Here is a 17,794-nt window from a genome sequence, read left to right on the forward strand (position 1 = left end):
TGTCCGTCACCGATCGGGGGCTCCGCCCCCGGACCCCCGCGCCTCAAACGCCGGCGGGGCTGGATTTTGCCTCCGTCGGCGTTCGGCTGTCCGTCACCGATCGGGGGCTCCGCCCCCGGACCCCTGCGCCTCAAACGCCGGCGGGGCTGGATTTTGCCTCCGTCGGCGTTCGGCTGTCCGTCGGTGGGGTTGATTTTTGCCCCGTCGTCGTTCGGCTGTCCCCTCCGTGCAGCACCGAGGGCCCGGTCGCCGGATGGCGGTCGGGCCCTCGGTTCGCGCCGGGGCGCCGGGCCCGCGGTCCACGGCGGGCCCGGCACGGCCGGGGGACGGAGCAGGTGCCCCCGGCCGTCCCGGGGTCAGGGGGTGATCTCCAGCTGGCCCATCATTCCGGCCACGCTGTGCTCCTGCAGGTGGCAGTGGTACACGTACTTGCCGGGGCTGCCCTTGAAGGTGGCCTGGATGCGGACGCTCTCGCCCGGCCGCACCAGCACGGTGTCCTTCCAGCCCTCCTCGCCCGGGGCCGGCGGCTTGCCGTCCCGGTCCAGGACGCGGAACTGCACCAGGTGCACGTGGAAGTTGTGGTCGATGCCGCCGAAGGGGGAGTCCACCGTGTCGGCGTTGTAGATCCGCCAGATCTCGGAGGTGCCCTCCTTGATCACGGCGTCCACCCGGTTCGGGTCCCACTCCAGGTCGTTGATCGCGTACGCCATCATCGAGGGCGCCACGGCCAACTTGAACTCGCGGGTGCGCACCGGCGAGGGCAGCGGGGGCAGCGGACGCAGCCGCGCGGGGACCCGGCTCGGGTCCACGGCCTCGCGCTCCACGTCGAAGCGCACCACCGGCCCCGAGGGCTCCGACAGGGTCAGCTTGCTGCCCAGGGCGTGCTTGGCGAAGTCCACCACGACCTCGGCCCGCTCACCGGGGGCCAACGTCAGCTTCGTGACCTTCACCGGCTCCGGCAGCAGACCGCCGTCCGAACCGATCTGCACCATCTCCGCCCCGCCGAGGTCCAACTCGAAGATGCGGTGGATGGAGGCGTTCAACAGCCGGAAGCGGTACTTGCGGCGGGCCACCGGGAAGTACGGCTGCGGCTTGCCGTTGGCGAGGAAGGTGGAGCGGGCCTCGGGCCGCTCCACGTCCAGGATCAGGCCGCCCTTGTCGTCGAAGTGGGCGTCCCGGATCAGGATCGGCACGTCGTACGCGCCGCTCGGCAGGTTCAGGCCGTACTCGTCGGGGCCGTCGATCAGGTAGAAGCCGTGCATGCCCTTGTAGACGTGCTCGGCCTCCCAGTGGTGCGTGTGGTCGTGGTACCACAGCGTCGCGCCCGGCTGGGAGTTCGGATAGGTGAAGGTCCGCGAGGCGCCCGGGGCGATCAGGTCCATCGGGTAGCCGTCGTTGTCGGCCGACACGTGCGCCCCGTGGACGTGCACGGTCGCCCCGTGGTCCAGCCGGTTGGTGTAGCGGATCTTCACCGGGCGGCCCGAGCGGGCCCGGATCGTCGGCGCGACGAACTGGCCGTTGAAGGTGATGGCCGCCGTGGTCATCCCGGGCAGCACGTTCACGTCCGCGTTCTTCACGGATATCTCGTACTCGTCGGCCTCCGCGGTGCGCCGGACCGGGGCCAGCACGGGAGGCACCGGCATCCGCACCGCGAACGGCGTGGCCGCCGCCACCGGGCTCATCCGGGCGTTCTTCGCCAGCCCGTGCCCGCCGCCGTGCCCGTGCCCCGGAGGGGTCTTCCCCGCGACCGGCTCCGCGGTCCCGCGGGCCGCGACCACGGCCGCCGTACCGCCCGCCACGGCGGCCCCCGCCCCGATGGCCAGCAGGCGTCGTCTGTCCAGCATGTCTTCCCCTTGTCGGTGCTCGCCGGTGCTCTCTCCGGGGTGCGGCCCCCGGATCCCGACGGCCGCACGGGCCGAGCATGTCAGCGCCAACTGCCTTGTCCCTCTTCGAGATTGCTCTGTTCGCCGTGATCAGGAACTCAGTCCGGAAAGCGCCCACCGGGCCCCCGCGCGGGGGGTGCATTCCGCCGCAATCCATGAGATGCCCCGCCCCGTCGTCCGATGTGAAGCTGCCAGGGGCGCCGCAGGCCGGCGCCGCTTACGGGACGGAAGCGACGCACCGGGCGAGACGCACACGAACGGAGAAGGTGACGCGGTATGGCGGGTCTGCAGAGGGTGAAGCCGGACACCGGGCTCGACGAGGTGGTGGAGATCCTGGAGACCGACGGCGGGGTGATCGTCGAGGACCTCGCCGACCCGGGCACCATGAAGGGACTGTGGGAGGACCTGGGACCCGCCCTGGAGGACCACGACTTCAGCGCCGACTGGTACAACGGCACCCGCACCCGCCGGGTCTCCTCCATCTTCGCCCGCACCGCCCGGCTCACCCCCGTGGTGACCCACCCGCACTTCCTCGGCGCCGCCCGCCGGATCATGCAGAAGCCCGTCCCCATGTGGATCGGCCGGTCCCGCACCGAGATGACCCCCACCGTCCAGATCAGCGGCACCCAGGCCATCCAGATCCACAAGGGCCAGGGCAAGCAGCCCCTGCACCGCGACGACGCCCTGCACCTGCGCCGCCACCCCGGCCCCACCAGCCGGGTCCAGTTGATGCTCGCCATGAGCGACTTCACCGCCGCCAACGGCGGCACCATGGTCATCCCCGGCAGCCACCACTGGGACGACGAACGGCCCCCGCTCGCCGAGGAGGCCCTGCCCACCGAGATGACCGCCGGATCCGGCCTGATCTGGCTCGGCGGCGTCTACCACGGCGGCGGCGCCAACACCACGGACACCCCGCGCACCGGCCTCACCATCGCCATCGACCTGGGCAACCTCCGCCAGGAGGAGAACCAGTACCTGGCCGTCCCCAAGGAAGCCGTCCTGCGCTACCCCGAAGAGGTCCGCCGCCTCCTCGGATACGACCGCTGCCCGCCCGGCCTGGGCTGGTACGAGATGGAAGACCCCTACCTCGTCCTCGAACGCGAAGCCGGCTGACACCCTCCGCGCCCCCGCCCCCCGGGGCGCGCGCAGCCCGGCACCGCAGAGCGCCCCCGGCCTGACACCGCAGGCCGGGGGCGCTCCCCGCGTCCGCCCCGCGGGGCACCGGAGGTACCGGTGCACCCGGGGGGCGGGGGCTCAGGCCAGGCTGAGCGGGGCGTCCGGGGCGGTCACCGTCTCCCGGGCCACCGCCGTGAACGCGGCGGCGAACTCCCGCATCGTGGCCTCGTGGTACAGGTTCGTGTTGTAGCCGACGTGCCCCAGCATCTGCCCCGACAGCGGGTCGATGTCCAGCTGGAACATCACCCCGTCCGGCACGTCCGTGCTCACCGGCTGCGACAGCTCGCGGCGGCGGATCTCCGAGACCACCAGGTCCCCGGCCTCCTCCCCGGCCAGCGCCGGGAACTGGAACACCTGGAAGGCCACCACCCCGAGGTCGTCCGCGCCGAAGGAGGCCGCCAGCGCCGGTGCCTGCGCGACCACCTGGCCGAAGGGCAGCGGGTTCGCGTACGCCTTCAGGCAGGTGCTCCTGGTCCGGGTCACCAGCTCGCGGAAGGTCCCCGCGCCCGCCAGCTCCGTGCGCAGCGGCACGAAGTTGAAGAAGGCCCCGACGGTGTTCTCGAACCGGCCCGGGCCGCGGCCCGCGGCCATCGTCGGCACCACGATGTCCGTACCGCCCGTCTTCCGCGCCAGGAACACCTGGTACGCGGCGAGCAGCACCATGAAGGCCGAGCTGCGGGTCTCCTTGGCCAGCGCCAGGGCGGTGGAGGTCAGCTCCGCGTCCACCTGGAAGCGGTGCACGGCGGTGCCCTTCGGGACGGCCGCGGACTTCAGGTGGTCGGTGGGCACCCCGGTGATCCCCGCCCCGTCCAGGGTCTCCCGCCAGTAGGCCCGGGCCTTCACGTCGGCCTCCGGGGCGTACTTCTCCCGCTCCCACACCGCGAACTCCCGGAACTGCGTGACCTCCGGCAGTTCCGCCGTCGCGTACCCGCGGCGGCGCGCGTACAGCACCCCCAGGTCGCGGATGATCAGCTGCATGGAGACCTCGTCGGCGGCCGTGTGGTGGACGATCAGCACCAGTACCGACTCGGTCTCGTCGAAGCGGCCCAGCACCGCGCGCAGCAGCGGCAGCTCCCCGACCCCGTACAGGCCGCCCTCCAGCTCGATCAGCAGCTCCTCGGCCCGCCGGTCCCGCAGCGCCGGGTCCGGCTCCGGCAGGTCCCGCACGGTCAGGGTCACCGGGGACGGCGGCACGATCTCCTGCCGCTGGCCGCCCGGGGTCCGCACGATCGTGGTGCGCAGCGCCTCGTGGCGGGCCACCACGTCGTCCAGGGCCCCCTGGAGGGCGCCCGTCTCGACCTTCCCGGAGAGCCGCCAGCCCGCGACGATGTTGTAGACGGGACCGAAGGGCCCCTTCTCGTCGCCCTGGTCGAACATGCACAGGAATTCCTGGTTGAAGGAGAGCGGGATGCTCATGGGGTCCCCATTCTGGGTCGGACGGGAGGCGGGTCGGACGGGAGGCGGGTCGGGCGGGAAGGGGCGGGCCGGTGTGCGCCACAGCAGGCCGGATCGCGGATCCGGCCTGCTGTGGGGGCGGGGCCCCGCCGCGGCGGACGGGGCCCCGGGCGGTGCGGGTCAGCGCAGCTCGGCGTTGCCGGCCTCCGCCGCCGCCAGGAACTCGCCGCGGGACAGCGCGGCGGCGATCAGCTCGATGTCGTCCGACATGAAGCGGTCCTGCTCCAGGGTCGGGACCAGCGCGCGGATGTGCTCGTACGCGGCCCTGCCCGCCGGGCTCAGCAGCGGGTAGCGGCCGGACAGGTCCACCGCCTGCGCCGCGGCCAGGAACTCCACGGCGAGGATGCGGGTGTTGTTCGACAGCACGCGGCGGGCGTTGCGGGCCGCGATCAGGCCCATGCTCACCACGTCCTGGTTGTCGCCGTTGGACGGCACCGACTGGATCGAGGCCGGGCCGATGGTCCGGTTCTCGGCGACCAGCGCGGTGGCCGGGTACTGGGCCCCGGCGAAGCCGCTGTTGAGGCCCGGGTCGCCCTTGACCAGGAACTCCGGCAGGCCGTCGGAGAGGTAGCGGTTCAGGAGGCGGTTGGTGCGGCGCTCGGAGAACACCCCGAGCTGGGTCAGCGCGATGGAGACGTAGTCCATCGCGAAGGCGATGGGCTGGCCGTGGAAGTTCGCGCCGTGGAAGATCTCCTGACCCTCGAAGAACAGCGGGTTGTCGTTGGAGGAGTTCAGCTCGATCTCCAGCTTCTGCACCGCGTGGTACAGGGTGTCGCGGACGGCGCCGACCACCTGCGGGATCGCCCGCAGGGTGTACGCCTTCTGCAGGTACACCTTCGTGCGGTGCACGCCCTCCCCGGACTTCGCGGCCTCCGCCTGGCGGCGCAGCTCGGCGTGCTCCACCGCCAGGTCGCTGCCGCGCAGCAGGGCCCGCATGTTCGCGGCGGTGTCGATCTGCCCCTGGTGCGGGCGGGCCAGGTCGTGGCCCTCGGCCAGGAACGGGCTGGTGGAACCCTTCAGGGCCTCCACCACCAGCGCGGTGACGATCTCGGCCTGGCGGACCTGCTCCAGGGCGCGGCCCACCACCAGCGAACCGAGGCCCGTCATCGCGGAGGTGCCGTTGATGAGGGCCAGGCCCTCCTTGAAGCGGAGCTGGAGGGGCTCGACGCCCTTCTCGCGCAGGACGTCCGCGGTCCGGGCCCGGACCCCGTCGCGCAGCACGTAGCCCTCGCCGATGAGGCTGGTCGCGATGTGCGCCAGCGGGGCCAGGTCGCCGGAGGCGCCCAGCGAGCCGATCTCCGGGATGGCCGGGGTGATGCCCAGGTTCAGGTAGAGGGCCAGCCGCTCCAGGAGCTCCGGGCGGACCGCGGAGTAGCCGCGGGCCAGGGCGTTGAGGCGGGCGGCGACGATGGCCCGGGCCTCGTCCTCGGCGAACAGCGGGCCCACACCGGCGCTGTGGCTGCGCACCAGGTTGGTCTGGAGCTCCACCTCCTTGGAGGTGTCCACCAGCATGTAGATCATCTCGCCGTAGCCGGTGGTGACCCCGTACACGGGGGTGCCGTCGGCGACGGTGTCCTCGAACATGCGCCGGCTCTCGGCGGCCTTGGCCAGGGCGGATGGGGAGATCCCGACCTCGGCGTTCTCCTCGGCCACGCGCCGCACCGCGGGGATGTCCAGGGTCCGGCCGTCGAACTGGACGGCCCCGCTGCTCTCCGATTCGATCTGGAGTTCGGCGTCGACGATCGTCATTTTTGACTCCACTGTGTAGGCAAAGGGCAGAAAACGGCTCTGGTGCCGGGGCTGGGGTCCTGCACCAGACGTGGACTCGGGACCCCGCGGCCGCGCTCGCGCGCGCCGCGGGCGGTACGGGTGCACGGGCGGCATCGACCGTGCGCGTTCCGTCGTACGGGCCGTCCCGGACCCCGCGCGGCCGCGCGGGTGGTACGGGTGGAGCGGGAGACGGGCGCCCCGGACCGGCCGCGGGGCGCCCGCCGCGGTCTAGGGCAGGGCGGCCAGGGCGCGCCGGTCGACCTTGCCGCCGGCGTTCCGGGGCAGGCCGTCCAGGGTCCGGAAGGCCACCGGGAGCATCGACTTGCCGAACCGGCGCCGCAGGAAGGCCCGCCACACCGCCGGGGACACCGGCGCGGCGTCCTCCGCCGTCCGCGCCGGCACCACGTACGCCACGAGCCGGGAGACCAGCCCGTCGGCACCGGTGTGCGCGACGACGGCGCAGTCCGTCACCGACTCGTGCGCGGCCAGGGCCGCCTCGATGTCGGTGAGTTCCATGCGCACCCCGTAGAACTTGATGCGGGTGTCCCCGCGGCCCCGGAACTCCAGGGCCCCGTCCCACCGCCACCGGCCCAGGTCGCCCGCCCGGTAGCAGCGGTCCGCGGTCCCGGCCAGCGGCCGGAAGGCGGTCCGACCGGCCGGGTCGGCCGGATCCCCGCCCACGTACCCGGGGGTGATGTGCGGGCCGGTGACCACGATCCGGCCCGTCACCCCCGGCGGGCAGGGACGGTCGGAGTCGTCGAGGACGAGCACCTGCCGGCCCGGGATGGGCCGGCCCACCGGCACGGTGCCCGTGACCGGGCCCGTCACCTCGTGCCAGGTCGCCAACACCGTCTCGGTGGCGCCGTACAGGTTCACCAACCGCACCCCCGGCAGGGCCGCCCGCAGGCCGCCCGCCAGTTCCCCGGGCAGCGGCTCGCCCGCCAACAGCAGGTGGTCCAGAGCGGGGAAGCGGCGCGGGCCGCCCGCGGGCGAGGCCACCGCCAGCAGCTCCCGGGCGAAACTGGGAACCGTCTGGAACAGCGTGATCCGCTCCTGCTCCAGCCAGTCGGCCAGCTTCTCCGGATGCGCCCGGATCCGGTCCGGGACCGGCACCACGGTCGCCCCGGCGGCGAGTCCGGCGAACAGCTCCACCAGGCTCGCGTCGTACGAGGGCGAGGCCCACTGCGCCACCCGCGAGCCCGGCCCGATGCCGAACTCGTCGGCGAACCAGCCCGCCAGCTGCGCCAGCGTCCGGTGCGTCTGCGGGATCCCCTTCGGGATGCCCGTCGAGCCCGAGGTGTGCGTGACGTACGCCCAGGCGTCCGGGTCGGCGTGCACCGGGAACTCCACCGAGGACCCGGCCACCGGCGGCCGCGCCGGCGGCAGCTCGGACGGCACGAACACCGTGCCGCCCCGCTCCCGACGGAACCAGGCCACCAGCTCGTCCTCCTCGGCGCCCGCCGGCGGCGGATCCGACAGCAGGCACACCGGCCGCACCCCGTCGAGCACGTCGCGGCCCCGCTCGCCCGCCTTCTCGGGGGCCAGACAGACCGCGTACCCGCCGACCGCGAACGCGCCCAGCAGGGCCGCCGTCCGACCCGGCCCGTTGGCCATCCGCACCGCCACCGGGTCCCCGGGGGCCACCCCGAGGGCCCGCAGCCCGTGCGCCACGGCCTCCGCCCGCTCCTGCAACTCCCCGTAGGAGGCGGCCGTACCGGCACCCGCCAGCGCCGCCGAACCGGGCGCCGTCAGCGCCGCGGCCCGCACCGCCACGTGCACCGGCGGACCGCCGGGGGAGGCCGCCCGCAGGTCCGCGGCCCGCACCACGGCCCGGGTGCGCTCCGGGTCCGCCAGCTCCAGATCCGCCACCGGCGAGCCCGGCGCGGCCAGCGCCGCCGTCAGCAGCGTCCGCAGCTGCCGCAGCACGGCCTCCGCGGAACCCCGCTCGAACAGCGCCGCCCGGTACTCCAGCGACCCCTCCAGGGAGGACACCGCCTGCTGGATCGTCAGCGTCAGGTCGGTGCGGGCCGTCGCGTCGTCCGCGGGCCGCCGCCGCACCACCGCGCCCGGCAGCCACAGCTCGCCGGCCGCCGTGTCCTCGTACACGAACATCACGTCGCACAGCGGGATCCGGTGCGGCCGACCGCCGTCCGCGTTCAGCGCCCGCGTCAGCATCCCGTACGGCAGCTCCCGGTGCTCCCGGGCGGCCCGTACGGAACGTCCCACGCGGGCCAGCAGCTCGCGGAAGGACGGGTTCCCGGACAGGTCGCCGAGCAGCACCAGATGGTTGCGGAACGGGCCGATGACATCGGCGAAGCGGGTCCCGGCGGGCCGCAGACTGGACGGCACGCCCACCGTCAGCCGGTCCTCGCCGGTCTGCCGGGACAGCACCGCCAGCAGCGCCGCCAGCAGCACCGTGTACGGGGTGGTCTCCTCGGCCCGGCACAGATCCGCCAGCCGCCCCGCCAGGTCCGGCCCCCAGTCGAAGCGCAGGGTGCCGCCCAGGGTGGCCGTGCCCGGCGGCCGGGCCCGGTCCACGGGCAGCGCCGGCTCGGCGGGCAGCGGGGTCAGGTGCCCCACCCACCAGTCCAGCAGCCGCCGCTGGTGCGCGGACGGCTCCTGGAGCCTGCGCAGCGCCGCGAAGTCCGCGTACTGCGGGGCGGGCAGCAGCAGTTCGTCCGGCAGCGGACGGCCGAAGGCGGCCGCCTCGTACCGCGCGGACAGCTCGCTCATCAGCACCGACAGGGACCGCTCGTCCCCGAGGGCCTGGTGCAGGCGCAGGGTCACCAGGTGCCCGGTCCGGCCCGGCCCCACCCCGAGCCGGGCGGCGGGGGCGCCGCCCGGCCCGGCGGGGGCGGCCCGCAGCACCTCGTGCCGCGTGGTCACCTCCCGCCAGGCGGTCCGCAGGGCCTCCGGGTCGAACTCCCCGGTGACGGTGTACGCCCGGTGCAGGTGGTACCCGGGCGCGTCGGGAACCCGTGCCTCCGGGGGTCGCCACGTCTCCGGTGCCTCCGCCGAGCGGGGACCGGGCGGTGCCGAGCCCGAGGTCGGCGCGGCGGGTGCCGCAGATGCCTCGATCACTGGTTCCCTCCGTCCTGGCCGTACCGTGCGCGGATCAGCTCGCGACCAGGTCCTTCGCGGGCTTCTCCGGCTTGATGGGCACCGGCGCCGGGCGCGGGGCCGGGGTGGGCGCGGTGCCGGTGAGACCCGCGATCAGGTTGCGCGCGGTGTTCCACAGCACGCGCCCGACCAGGGCCGGTTCCATCAGGGACTCGGGCCGCGCCACCAGGCCGGCGGCCCGCATGTAGGCGGCGGTGACCTTGCCGTCGGTGACCGCGGCCTTCTGCACCAGCTTCAGGTAGAACTGGGCGGCCCGGACCTGTGCGGTCCGCTCGCCCTCCACGCCCTTGAAGGACAGGTCCACGCTGTTGGTCATCTCCCACGGCGGGTCGATGACGTCGTGCGCGAGGTCCCGGAAGTACTGCAGGGGCTGTGGGGCCGCACCGGTGTGCAGGTGCCCGCGCAGGGTCAGCGCCGACAGCGCCGCCACCGTCATGCCCTGGGCGTAGATCGGGTTGAAGCAGGTGACCGCGTCACCGACGACGACCAGGCCGTCGGGGAAGCGGGTCAGCTTCTCGTAGCGGCGCCGCAGCGTCGTCGGGAAGCGGAAGGCCACCGGCTCGTCCAGGGGCTCGGCGTGCTGGAGCGCCTCGTAGATGTCGGGCACGGCCAGGGTCTTCACCCACTGGTACAGGCCCTCCTGGTCGGTGGGAGGGTGGTCGCCGAGGAGGCCGTAGGTGGTCAGCTCCACCCGGTCCCCGTCGGTCTTCGTGAAGATCGCCCCGCGCGGGACCTCGGGGGAGGCCGCCGGGTTGATGGAGAGGTCCCCGAAGTACGGGTCGGCCGTCAGCTTGTAGTGCTGGGTGACGTAGCCGAGGCCGATCTTCTTGCGCTCCTCCTCCACCCGCCCGTAGCCCAGGTCCTCCAGCCACACCGGGGTGCGCGAACCGCGGCCGGTGGCGTCGACGACCAGGTCGGCGGCGAGCACCTCCTCGGTGTCGCCCGAGCGCACGGACACGCCCGTGACGGTCCGGTTGTCGGGGGTGGTCTCCAGGCCCAGGATGTCGGTCTCCTCGCGGAAGACCACGTTGGGCAGGGCGTGGGTGCGGTTGCGGATGTGCTTCTCCAGCATCGGCCGGCTGGCCGCCACGCAGGTCAGGCCCGCGCTCTGCGGCTTCAGCCGCTTGCCGTTGAAGTACCAGCGGACGTGCCCGGCCAGGTCGCCGGTGGGCACGCCGTCCGCGAAGAGCTCCTCCGTGATCCCCGGGTAGAACTCCTCCATCACCTCCTGCCCGCGCGCGAGCAGCCCGTTGATGTGGCGGCTCTGCGGGCAGTTGCGGCGCGGGCCGTCCACCCCGAGCAGCTTGTCCCGGTCGACGATGAGCACCTCGTCGTAGGCGTCGGCGAGCACGCGCGCCGCGAACAGGCCGGCGATGCTTCCGCCGAGTACCACCGCGCGAGTCCCGGTCTTGTCGCCCGTCACGGAAACCTCCTCGATATAGGTGAGTGAGCTGTTGTCGGCTTTTCCAGCCCGTTTTCCAGCCGTAGACATGTCAGCTCCCGATTCCGAAATGGGCCTTCGAGAACTCACGGTTCGCGTGGGAATTCAGGAACACGGCGATTCCCGCGTGGGAGTGCTGCATGGAAAGGTCCCGCCAGATCCGCTCCATGCGCTCGCCGTGTTTCACGGCGCTGGAACCGGCGGTCGGGTACAGGTACGACTCCACGGCCCGCCAGCACATCCGGATCACCTCGCGGCAGGCCAGCACGATCCGCAGCTCCCGGGCCGGCGTGAAGTACGCCGGACCCCGCTCCGCGTACTGCTGCCACTGCCCGATCGCCCCGTTCAGCGCCGACTCGGCGGCCTGCAGGAGCCCGGCGGCCTCTCCGTACCAGTACTGGAAGTCGGGGTCCGCGGTGCGCGGCAGGATCGGCGGGAACAGCGTCTGCCGGGAGCGCATCAGCTCCTCGTACGCGTCCAGCGCGGCCTGCCCCATGCCCAGGGCCAGCGCGGCGTCCTCCAGCACCATCACGCTCAGCGGCCCGCCCCCGTAGAGGCTGTTGCCGTGCAGCGCCAGGCCCGGGGTGCCGCCGGTGACGGTGGCCTGGCTCAGGTGCATGGGCAGCACCCGGTGCGCGGGCACGTGCGCGCCCGCCACCCGGACGCTGTTCGAGCCGCTGCCCTTCAGCCCCAGGTGGTGGCCCCAGTCGTCGAGGACCTCGTAGTCGGCGCGGGGCACCACGAACATCACCGGGTAGGGCTCCCCGCCGTCCTCCGGGGTCACCAGGGCGTGCGCCACCAGGTGCGTGGAGTAGGGGGCGCCCGAGCAGTAGTTCCAGGTGCCGGTGACCGTCCAGCCGCCGTCCGGGGCCGGTACGGCCGTGCCCGTCGGCGCCACCGTCGCCGGGGCGATGAACTCGCCGCCCGCGAACACCTCCGCCTGGGTCCGCTCCTCGAACAGGGTGCCCACCGCGTGGGCGTGCGCCGCGCCCAGGCAGTACATCCAGCCCGTCGAGGGGCAGCCCCGGGTCAGGGCCACGACCACCTTGAAGAAGGTGTCCAGGCCCAGCTCCAGGCCGCCGTACCGCTTCGGCACCAGGATCCGGTACAGCCCGGCCGCCGCGAACGCCTCGTGGGTGTCGGGGGCGTAGCAGGTCCGCTCCTCGGTCTCGGCCTGACGGTCGATCAGCGAATAGGCGATGGCGCGGGCCCGTTCGACGATCTCCTCCGCGGTCGTTCCGGGTTCGGGCGGCAGCGAGAAAGCCGCCCCGGTGTTGTTCGCGGTCACTGTCATAGCCACGCGGTTCCTTTTCTCGGACGGACCAATCGGGCGCTCGGCCGTGCAGGCAGGTTCACAGCGGCCCGCACCGGGGTGCATCTCTTCGATTGCGGTGCGGGCCGGGTGAAACGCTCGCGCTCCGGAAAGGACGGATCAGGCCGGAACGGAACCGGACAGGCCGCCGTCGACGACGAGTTCCTGGCCCGTGATGTACGCGGCCCGCGAGGACAGCAGGAACGCCACCGCGTCCGCGATGTCCCCGGGCTTGCCGAAGGCGCCCACCGGCACCTGGGAGCGGAAGTACTCCTTGACCGGCTCCACCGGGGCGACCATGTCGAACATCTCCGTGTGGATGTGGCCCGGGGTCACCGCGTTCACCCGGATCCCGCGCTCGGCCAGGTCCGGGGCGAGGGTCCGCGGCAGGTTCAGCACGGCCGCCTTCGTCGCCGCGTACACCGAACCGGCGCCCATGCCGCGGTGCACCAGCCAGGACGCGTTCAGGACCACCGAACCGCCGTCCTCCAGGACGGACAGCGCCTTCTGCACCGTGAAGAAGGTGCCCTTGAAGTTGATGGCGACGACCTCGTCGAAGCCCTCCTCCGTGACGTCCGCGGTCCGGGCGTTCAGGCCGACGCCCGCGTTCGCGAACACGCCGTACAGGCTGCCGAAGCGGGCCCGGACCTGCGCGATGACCCCGTCGAGGTCCGCGGTGCGCGACACGTCCGCGGCGACGGTCAGCACCCGCTCCCCGGCGTCCAGCTCCTTGGCGGCGGCGTCCAGGCGCTCGGCGCTCCGGCCCACCAGGACCACGTTCGCGCCCTCGGCCAGGAGCCGCTTGGCGGTGGCCAGGCCGATGCCGCTGCCACCACCGGTGATGAGTACGGTCTTGCCGTCGAAGTCAGTCATGCGGCCAGGATCAGGACGGCCCGCCGATCGGCGCATCTTTCGGATTGCGGTGCCCCCGCCCCCGCCGGCCTCCGCCCGAACACCTCCTGCCCCGGCCCCCGCCCCCACTGCGCAACCACGGAGATGCGCAGGCCAGTGCGGGGGTGGCACCGTCGAGCGGCCTGGCCCGGGCCCGGCCGGAGACGGCCGGTCCGGCTCCGTCACGACCCCCGGGGAGTCCCGTTGCGCACCGTGCACCGCACCTGCCCGATCTGCGACGCCGTCTGCGGACTGCGGCTCGAACTCGAGGACGACGGCCGGGTGGCCTCCGTCCGCGGGGACGACAAGGACCCCCTCTCCCGGGGCTACATCTGCCCCAAGGGCGCCAGTCTCGGCCGCATCGACGAGGACCCCGACCGGCTCACCCGCCCCCTGGTCCGCACCGGCGACACCTGGCGCGAGGTCAGCTGGGAGGAAGCCTTCGAGACGGTCGAGCGCGGCCTCACCGGCGTCATCGAGCGGTACGGGCGCGACGCCGTCGCCGCGTACTTCGGGAACCCGACCTTCCACACCATGGGCGGGATCTTCTACCGGATGCCCCTCGCCCAGTCCCTGGGCACCGTCAACCTCTACAGCGCCAGCACCATCGACCAGATACCCAAGCACGTGGCCGGCGGCCTCATGTACGGCTCCGGCACCGCCATCTCCGTCCCCGACGTGGACCGCACCGACTTCCTGCTGGTCATGGGCGCCAACCCGATGGAATCCCACGGCTCCCTGTGCGCCGCCCCCGACTTCCCCGGCCGGCTCCGCGCCCTCAAGGCCCGCGGCGGCCGCCTCGTCGTCGTGGACCCGCGCCGCACCCGCACCGCCGCCATCGCCGACACCCACCACTTCATCCGGCCCGGCACCGACGCCCTGCTGCTCCTCGCCCTCGTGCACACCCTCTTCGCCGAGGACCTGGTGAACCTGCGGGTGGAGGTGGACGGCCTGACGGAACTGCGGGCGTACGCGGACCCCTTCGGCCCCGAGGCCGTCGCCCCGCTCTGCGGGATCCCCGCCGCGGACATCACCACCCTCGCCCGGGACCTGGCCGCCGCGCCCAGCGCCGCCGTCTACACCCGGATGGGCACCTCCACCGCCGAGTTCTCCACCCTCACCCAGTTCCTCGTCGAGGCCGTCAACGTCCTCACCGGCAACGTGGACCGGCCCGGCGGGGTGATGTTCCCCAAGCCCGCCACCATGGAGGTCCCCTGGGGCCCGAAGCCCTTCGAGATGGGCCGCTGGCACAGCCGGGTCCGGGGCCTGCCCGAGGCCCTCGGCGAGTTCCCCGTCGGCACCCTCGTCGACGAGATCGAGACCCCGGGGGAGGGGCAGGTCCGGGCCGTCATCACCGTCGCCGGGAACCTGGTCGTGTCCGCGCCCAGCGGGCCCCGCTTCGAGAAGGCCCTCGCCGGCCTCGACTTCATGGTGGCCGTCGACCCGTACCTGAACGAGACCACGAAGCACGCCCACGTCATCCTGCCGCCCCCGCGGATCCTCCAGAGCCCGCACTACGACCTGCTGCTCCTCACGGTCACCGTGCGGAACTACACCCGCTTCTCCCCGCCCGCCCTGCCCCTGGAGCCCGGACAGCTCTCCGAGGGCGACATCCTCGCCAAGCTGGCCCTGATCGCGGCCGGGGCGGGCGCCGACGCGGAACCGGCCCAGCTCGACGAGATGGTCCTCGGCCAGCTCCTCGGCATCGGCACCCAGATCCCCGGCACCCCCTTCCACGGCATGGAACTCCCCGAGGCCCGGGCCTCGCTCACCGGGGAGAGCGGGGCCGAGCTGGTCCTCGACGTGATGCTGAAGATGGGCCCGTACGGGCTCTCCCTGGAGGAGCTGCGCAAGCACCCCAACGGCCTCGACCTCGGACCGCTGCAACCCCGCCTCCCGGAGGTCCTGGCCACCGACGGCGGCCGGCTCCGGCTGGCCCACCCCGACCTGGAACCCGAGCTCGGCCGACTCGCGGAGCGGCTGGCCGCCCCCGCCGCCGAGACCATCCTCATCGGCCGCCGCCAGCTCCGCTCCAACAACAGCTGGCTGCACAACGTCGAATCCCTCGTCGGCGGCAGCAACCGCTGCACCCTGCACGTCCACCCCGACACCGCCGACCGGTACGGGCTGGGGGACTGGGCCGAGGTCACCTCCGCCGCCGGTGGCCTCGTCGTCCCCGTGGAGCGCACCGACCGGGTCATGCCGGGCGTCGTCAGCCTCCCGCACGGCTGGGGCCACGCGGGCTCTCCGCTCCGGGTCGCCTCCCGGTACCCCGGCCACAACGCCAACGCCCTCACCGACGACTCCGTCCTCGACGGGATCTCCGGCAACGCCGTCTTCAACGGGGTGCCGGTGGTCCTCGCCGCGGCCGAGGCCCCGCCGGAGGCCGCGACCGCGGCCCAGGAGCTGCCGGTGCCCGCCGAAGCGGCCCTGTTGCCGCTGTTGACCGGCTGAGGCGCCCCCCGCCTCCCTCCCCCGCCCCCGTCCTCCCTTTCCCCCTTTTTCCTCCCTCGGATGGAGTTCAGATGAAGCTCGGGCTGTCCCTCGCGGACTACGCATGGGAAGGCGGGGCCGCGCGCACCGCGGACACCCTCGTCGGCCTCGCCCGCACCGCCGACGAGGCCGGCTACCACGTGATCGGCGCAGCCGACCACCTCTGGCAGGGCCCCCACATGGGCGGCCCCGAGCAGCCCATGCTGGAGTGCTTCACCACCCTCGCCACGATCGCCGCGCACACCCGGAACATCCGGCTGATGCCGCTGGTCGCCGGGGTCCACTTCCGGGCCCCCGGCCTCCTCGCCAAGTCCGTGACCACCCTCGACGTGCTCTCCGGCGGTCGCGCCGACCTCGGCATCGGGGCCGGCTGGGACGCCGACGAGGCCCGCGGGCTCGGCATCCCCTTCCCGCCGCTCGCCGAACGCTACGAGCGCCTGGAGGAGACCGTACGGATCTGCCGGGCCCTCTGGGAGGGCGAACGCGGCGAGGAGAAGCCCTTCGAGGGCACCCACCACCGCCTGGAACGCACCCTCAACGTGCCGCAGAACCTCGGCCGCCCGCAGATCATGATCGGCGGTGGCGGGGAGCGGCGGACCCTGCGCCTGGTCGCCCGGCACGCCGACGCCTGCAACCTCTACCCGGGCCCGGAGCTGCCCGGCAAGCTCGACGTGCTGCGCGGCCACTGCGAGGCGGAGGGCCGCGACTACGACACCATCGAGAAGACCTGCATCATGCCCTTCGTGGTCGCCGACCGGGCCGCCGCCGACGAGCTGACCGGCGCCCTCACCGGCCTCGCCGCCCTCGGCATCAGCCGCGTCATCGGCATCCTCGCCGGCCCCGACCAGCACCGCACCGTGGAACTGGTCGCCACCCACGTCCTCCCGGCCGTCGCCGAAGCCTGACCACCCCCGCCCGCCTTCCCGGCACACCACTGCCCGGCCCCCTGTCGAAGGGGCCGGGCAGCGGCGCGTCACGGCCGGACCGGGGGGACGGATGTTCGGATGGATGGCGGGGAGTCGGCGTGCATAGGGTCGGTCGCATGGCAACCGAAAAGGTCACCGTGACGATCCCCGAGGACCTCCTCGAAGAGATCCGCGCGGAGGCCACCGCGCGCGGCCCGTCCGCGCACGTCACCGCTGCCCTGCGCGCGCGGCGGGACGGGGACCGGTTGCACGAGTTCGTCGACGCGCTGGAAGAGGAACACGGACCCGTCGGCGACGAGGAGCATGCCGCCGCTCTCCGGATGCTGGAGGAGATCGACGCCGAGCACGAGCGCCGCCGCGCCGAGGCGACCCCGGCGGACCGGGACGCGTGACCATGAGGGAACGGCTGCTGCCCCGCACGGTCTCATCCGAAAGGCGTGGCGGGCGGGGCCGTGACGGATTCCGACGTCAGCGCTGGAGTCCGAGGACGAGACGGATGCCGTCCTCCACCTTCCGTAGTTCGGCAGGGGCCAGCAGGCCGAGCCTCCTGCGCAGTCGTGCTTTCGAGAGGGTGTGGAGGTCGGTGCAGTTCACGTAGGACTCGGCGTACTTCGTGAGCCCGGAGTCCGGGCCGACGGGCACGTGGGTGCTCCGCGGGCCCGAGGTGCCGGTGATCAGGGCGACGGTGACCGAGCTCAGGGGCTGCGCGATTCGGTTGACGGTCAGGACGACCACTGGATGCGGTCCGAGGGGCTGGGGCAGCGCGCAGCCCCACACCTCGCCGCGCAGCGCCGCGACGGGGCTCACCACCGCATCGCGTCGGCCGCCGCGAGCTCTTCGGCCGTGGGCTCGGTGACGCCGTCCGGCAGGGGAGCGGATCCTTCCCGGTAGAACGCGCGGATCTCTTCGGCGGCGCCGACCTCGGCCGCCTCGCGGGCGAGGAGACGCAGCCCCTCGCGCAACGCGTCCGACGTGGACTCCAGGTCCAGGGCGCGCATCACCTCCTGGAGGGCGCGCACCTCGTCGGCCCGGAGTCGGACCTGCGCCAGGCGGCCGGTGCCCGGGGCCGTCGTGGTGGACGCGCGCCGGGGCGCCTTGCCGCCCGTGCTCCTGCCTCCGGACCTCGTGGTGCCGGCCATGCCCCTCTCCCGCCTGTATGACAAGTGTCGTACATCGAGTCTGCGCCCGGCGGGGGGCACCGGTCAAGGCGGGACCACGTACGGGTGAACCATCCGGACGGGAGCGCTCGTGCGCCGCTGCCCGGCCCCCTGCGCCCGGGGGGGGGGCCCCGGGGGGTGGGGGGTGGGGAGTCAGGGGTTGCGGG

At 73.5% G+C, this 17,794-nt stretch carries 13 protein-coding genes; 4 read left to right on the top strand and 9 right to left on the bottom strand.

Features of this window, described 5'->3' with window-relative positions; all coding sequences use genetic code 11:
- Positions 1–356: 356 nt before the first annotated feature.
- Positions 357–1,844, bottom strand: coding sequence for a multicopper oxidase family protein (locus ABTZ17_RS30960; RefSeq protein WP_352199090.1), 1,488 nt, complete (start codon positions 1,842–1,844; stop codon positions 357–359).
- Between the two features lie 315 nt (positions 1,845–2,159).
- Here ABTZ17_RS30960 and ABTZ17_RS30965 point away from each other — a divergent pair, with 315 nt between their 5' ends.
- Entirely contained in the window at positions 2,160–2,999 is an 840-nt protein-coding gene (locus ABTZ17_RS30965) for a phytanoyl-CoA dioxygenase family protein (protein WP_352199091.1), read from the top strand.
- A gap of 141 nt (positions 3,000–3,140) precedes the next feature.
- Here the strand turns inward: ABTZ17_RS30965 and ABTZ17_RS30970 are convergent, their stop codons facing one another.
- The 6 genes from ABTZ17_RS30970 to ABTZ17_RS30995 all read right to left on the bottom strand — a co-directional run bounded on the left by ABTZ17_RS30970 (position 3,141) and on the right by ABTZ17_RS30995 (position 13,033).
- Positions 3,141–4,478 carry a condensation domain-containing protein gene (locus ABTZ17_RS30970; protein WP_352199092.1) on the bottom strand — a complete coding sequence of 446 codons (1,338 nt, stop codon included), beginning with the start codon at positions 4,476–4,478 and terminating at the stop codon, positions 3,141–3,143.
- Between the two features lie 159 nt (positions 4,479–4,637).
- Entirely contained in the window at positions 4,638–6,266 is a 1,629-nt protein-coding gene (gene cmdF / locus ABTZ17_RS30975; protein ID WP_352199093.1) for a tyrosine 2,3-aminomutase, read from the bottom strand.
- A gap of 249 nt (positions 6,267–6,515) precedes the next feature.
- The gene (locus ABTZ17_RS30980; protein ID WP_352199094.1) at positions 6,516–9,368 is read right to left on the bottom strand and encodes a non-ribosomal peptide synthetase; all 2,853 of its coding nucleotides are present in this window, start codon (positions 9,366–9,368) and stop codon (positions 6,516–6,518) included.
- Positions 9,369–9,402: 34 nt separating this feature from the next.
- Positions 9,403–10,830: an FAD-dependent oxidoreductase gene (locus ABTZ17_RS30985; RefSeq protein ID WP_352199095.1), complete on the bottom strand. Its 1,428-nt coding sequence runs from the start codon at positions 10,828–10,830 to the stop codon at positions 9,403–9,405.
- A 70-nt stretch (positions 10,831–10,900) separates the two neighbouring features.
- Positions 10,901–12,142 carry an acyl-CoA dehydrogenase family protein gene (locus ABTZ17_RS30990; protein ID WP_352199102.1) on the bottom strand — a complete coding sequence of 414 codons (1,242 nt, stop codon included), beginning with the start codon at positions 12,140–12,142 and terminating at the stop codon, positions 10,901–10,903.
- A 138-nt stretch (positions 12,143–12,280) separates the two neighbouring features.
- Entirely contained in the window at positions 12,281–13,033 is a 753-nt protein-coding gene (locus ABTZ17_RS30995; RefSeq protein WP_352199096.1) for an SDR family NAD(P)-dependent oxidoreductase, read from the bottom strand.
- Positions 13,034–13,255: 222 nt separating this feature from the next.
- Here ABTZ17_RS30995 and ABTZ17_RS31000 point away from each other — a divergent pair, with 222 nt between their 5' ends.
- The 3 genes from ABTZ17_RS31000 (at position 13,256) to ABTZ17_RS31010 (ending at position 16,862) form a co-directional block, all read left to right on the top strand.
- A complete protein-coding gene (locus ABTZ17_RS31000; RefSeq protein WP_352199097.1) occupies positions 13,256–15,505 on the top strand; it encodes a molybdopterin-dependent oxidoreductase in 2,250 nt (749 codons plus the stop codon).
- 71 nt (positions 15,506–15,576) lie between these two features.
- The gene (locus ABTZ17_RS31005; RefSeq protein WP_352199098.1) at positions 15,577–16,449 is read left to right on the top strand and encodes a TIGR03560 family F420-dependent LLM class oxidoreductase; all 873 of its coding nucleotides are present in this window, start codon (positions 15,577–15,579) and stop codon (positions 16,447–16,449) included.
- A 137-nt stretch (positions 16,450–16,586) separates the two neighbouring features.
- The gene (locus tag ABTZ17_RS31010) at positions 16,587–16,862 is read left to right on the top strand and encodes a CopG family transcriptional regulator (protein ID WP_352199099.1); all 276 of its coding nucleotides are present in this window, start codon (positions 16,587–16,589) and stop codon (positions 16,860–16,862) included.
- Positions 16,863–16,938: 76 nt separating this feature from the next.
- Here the strand turns inward: ABTZ17_RS31010 and ABTZ17_RS31015 are convergent, their stop codons facing one another.
- The gene (locus tag ABTZ17_RS31015; protein ID WP_352199100.1) at positions 16,939–17,277 is read right to left on the bottom strand and encodes a type II toxin-antitoxin system PemK/MazF family toxin; all 339 of its coding nucleotides are present in this window, start codon (positions 17,275–17,277) and stop codon (positions 16,939–16,941) included.
- On the bottom strand, positions 17,274–17,609 hold the full coding sequence (locus ABTZ17_RS31020; protein ID WP_352199101.1) for a hypothetical protein: 336 nt from the start codon (positions 17,607–17,609) through the stop codon (positions 17,274–17,276). The genes ABTZ17_RS31015 and ABTZ17_RS31020 overlap by 4 nt, the downstream gene beginning before the upstream one ends.
- Positions 17,610–17,794: the final 185 nt, after the last annotated feature.

The organism is Streptomyces sp. NPDC097619 (genome assembly GCF_040302735.1).
GTDB lineage: Bacteria > Actinomycetota > Actinomycetes > Streptomycetales > Streptomycetaceae > Streptomyces.

Bases quoted from the DNA above. Each gene is read 5' to 3' on its own strand.
- ABTZ17_RS30960 (WP_352199090.1), bottom strand. From the start codon at position 1,844: ATGCTGGACAGACGACGCCTGCTGGCCATCGGGGCGGGGGCCGCCGTG.
- ABTZ17_RS30965 (WP_352199091.1), top strand. From the start codon at position 2,160: ATGGCGGGTCTGCAGAGGGTGAAGCCGGACACCGGGCTCGACGAGGTG.
- ABTZ17_RS30970 (WP_352199092.1), bottom strand. From the start codon at position 4,478: ATGAGCATCCCGCTCTCCTTCAACCAGGAATTCCTGTGCATGTTCGAC.
- cmdF (WP_352199093.1), bottom strand. From the start codon at position 6,266: ATGACGATCGTCGACGCCGAACTCCAGATCGAATCGGAGAGCAGCGGG.
- ABTZ17_RS30990 (WP_352199102.1), bottom strand. From the start codon at position 12,142: ATGACAGTGACCGCGAACAACACCGGGGCGGCTTTCTCGCTGCCGCCC.
- ABTZ17_RS30995 (WP_352199096.1), bottom strand. From the start codon at position 13,033: ATGACTGACTTCGACGGCAAGACCGTACTCATCACCGGTGGTGGCAGC.
- ABTZ17_RS31005 (WP_352199098.1), top strand. From the start codon at position 15,577: ATGAAGCTCGGGCTGTCCCTCGCGGACTACGCATGGGAAGGCGGGGCC.
- ABTZ17_RS31010 (WP_352199099.1), top strand. From the start codon at position 16,587: ATGGCAACCGAAAAGGTCACCGTGACGATCCCCGAGGACCTCCTCGAA.
- ABTZ17_RS31020 (WP_352199101.1), bottom strand. From the start codon at position 17,609: ATGGCCGGCACCACGAGGTCCGGAGGCAGGAGCACGGGCGGCAAGGCG.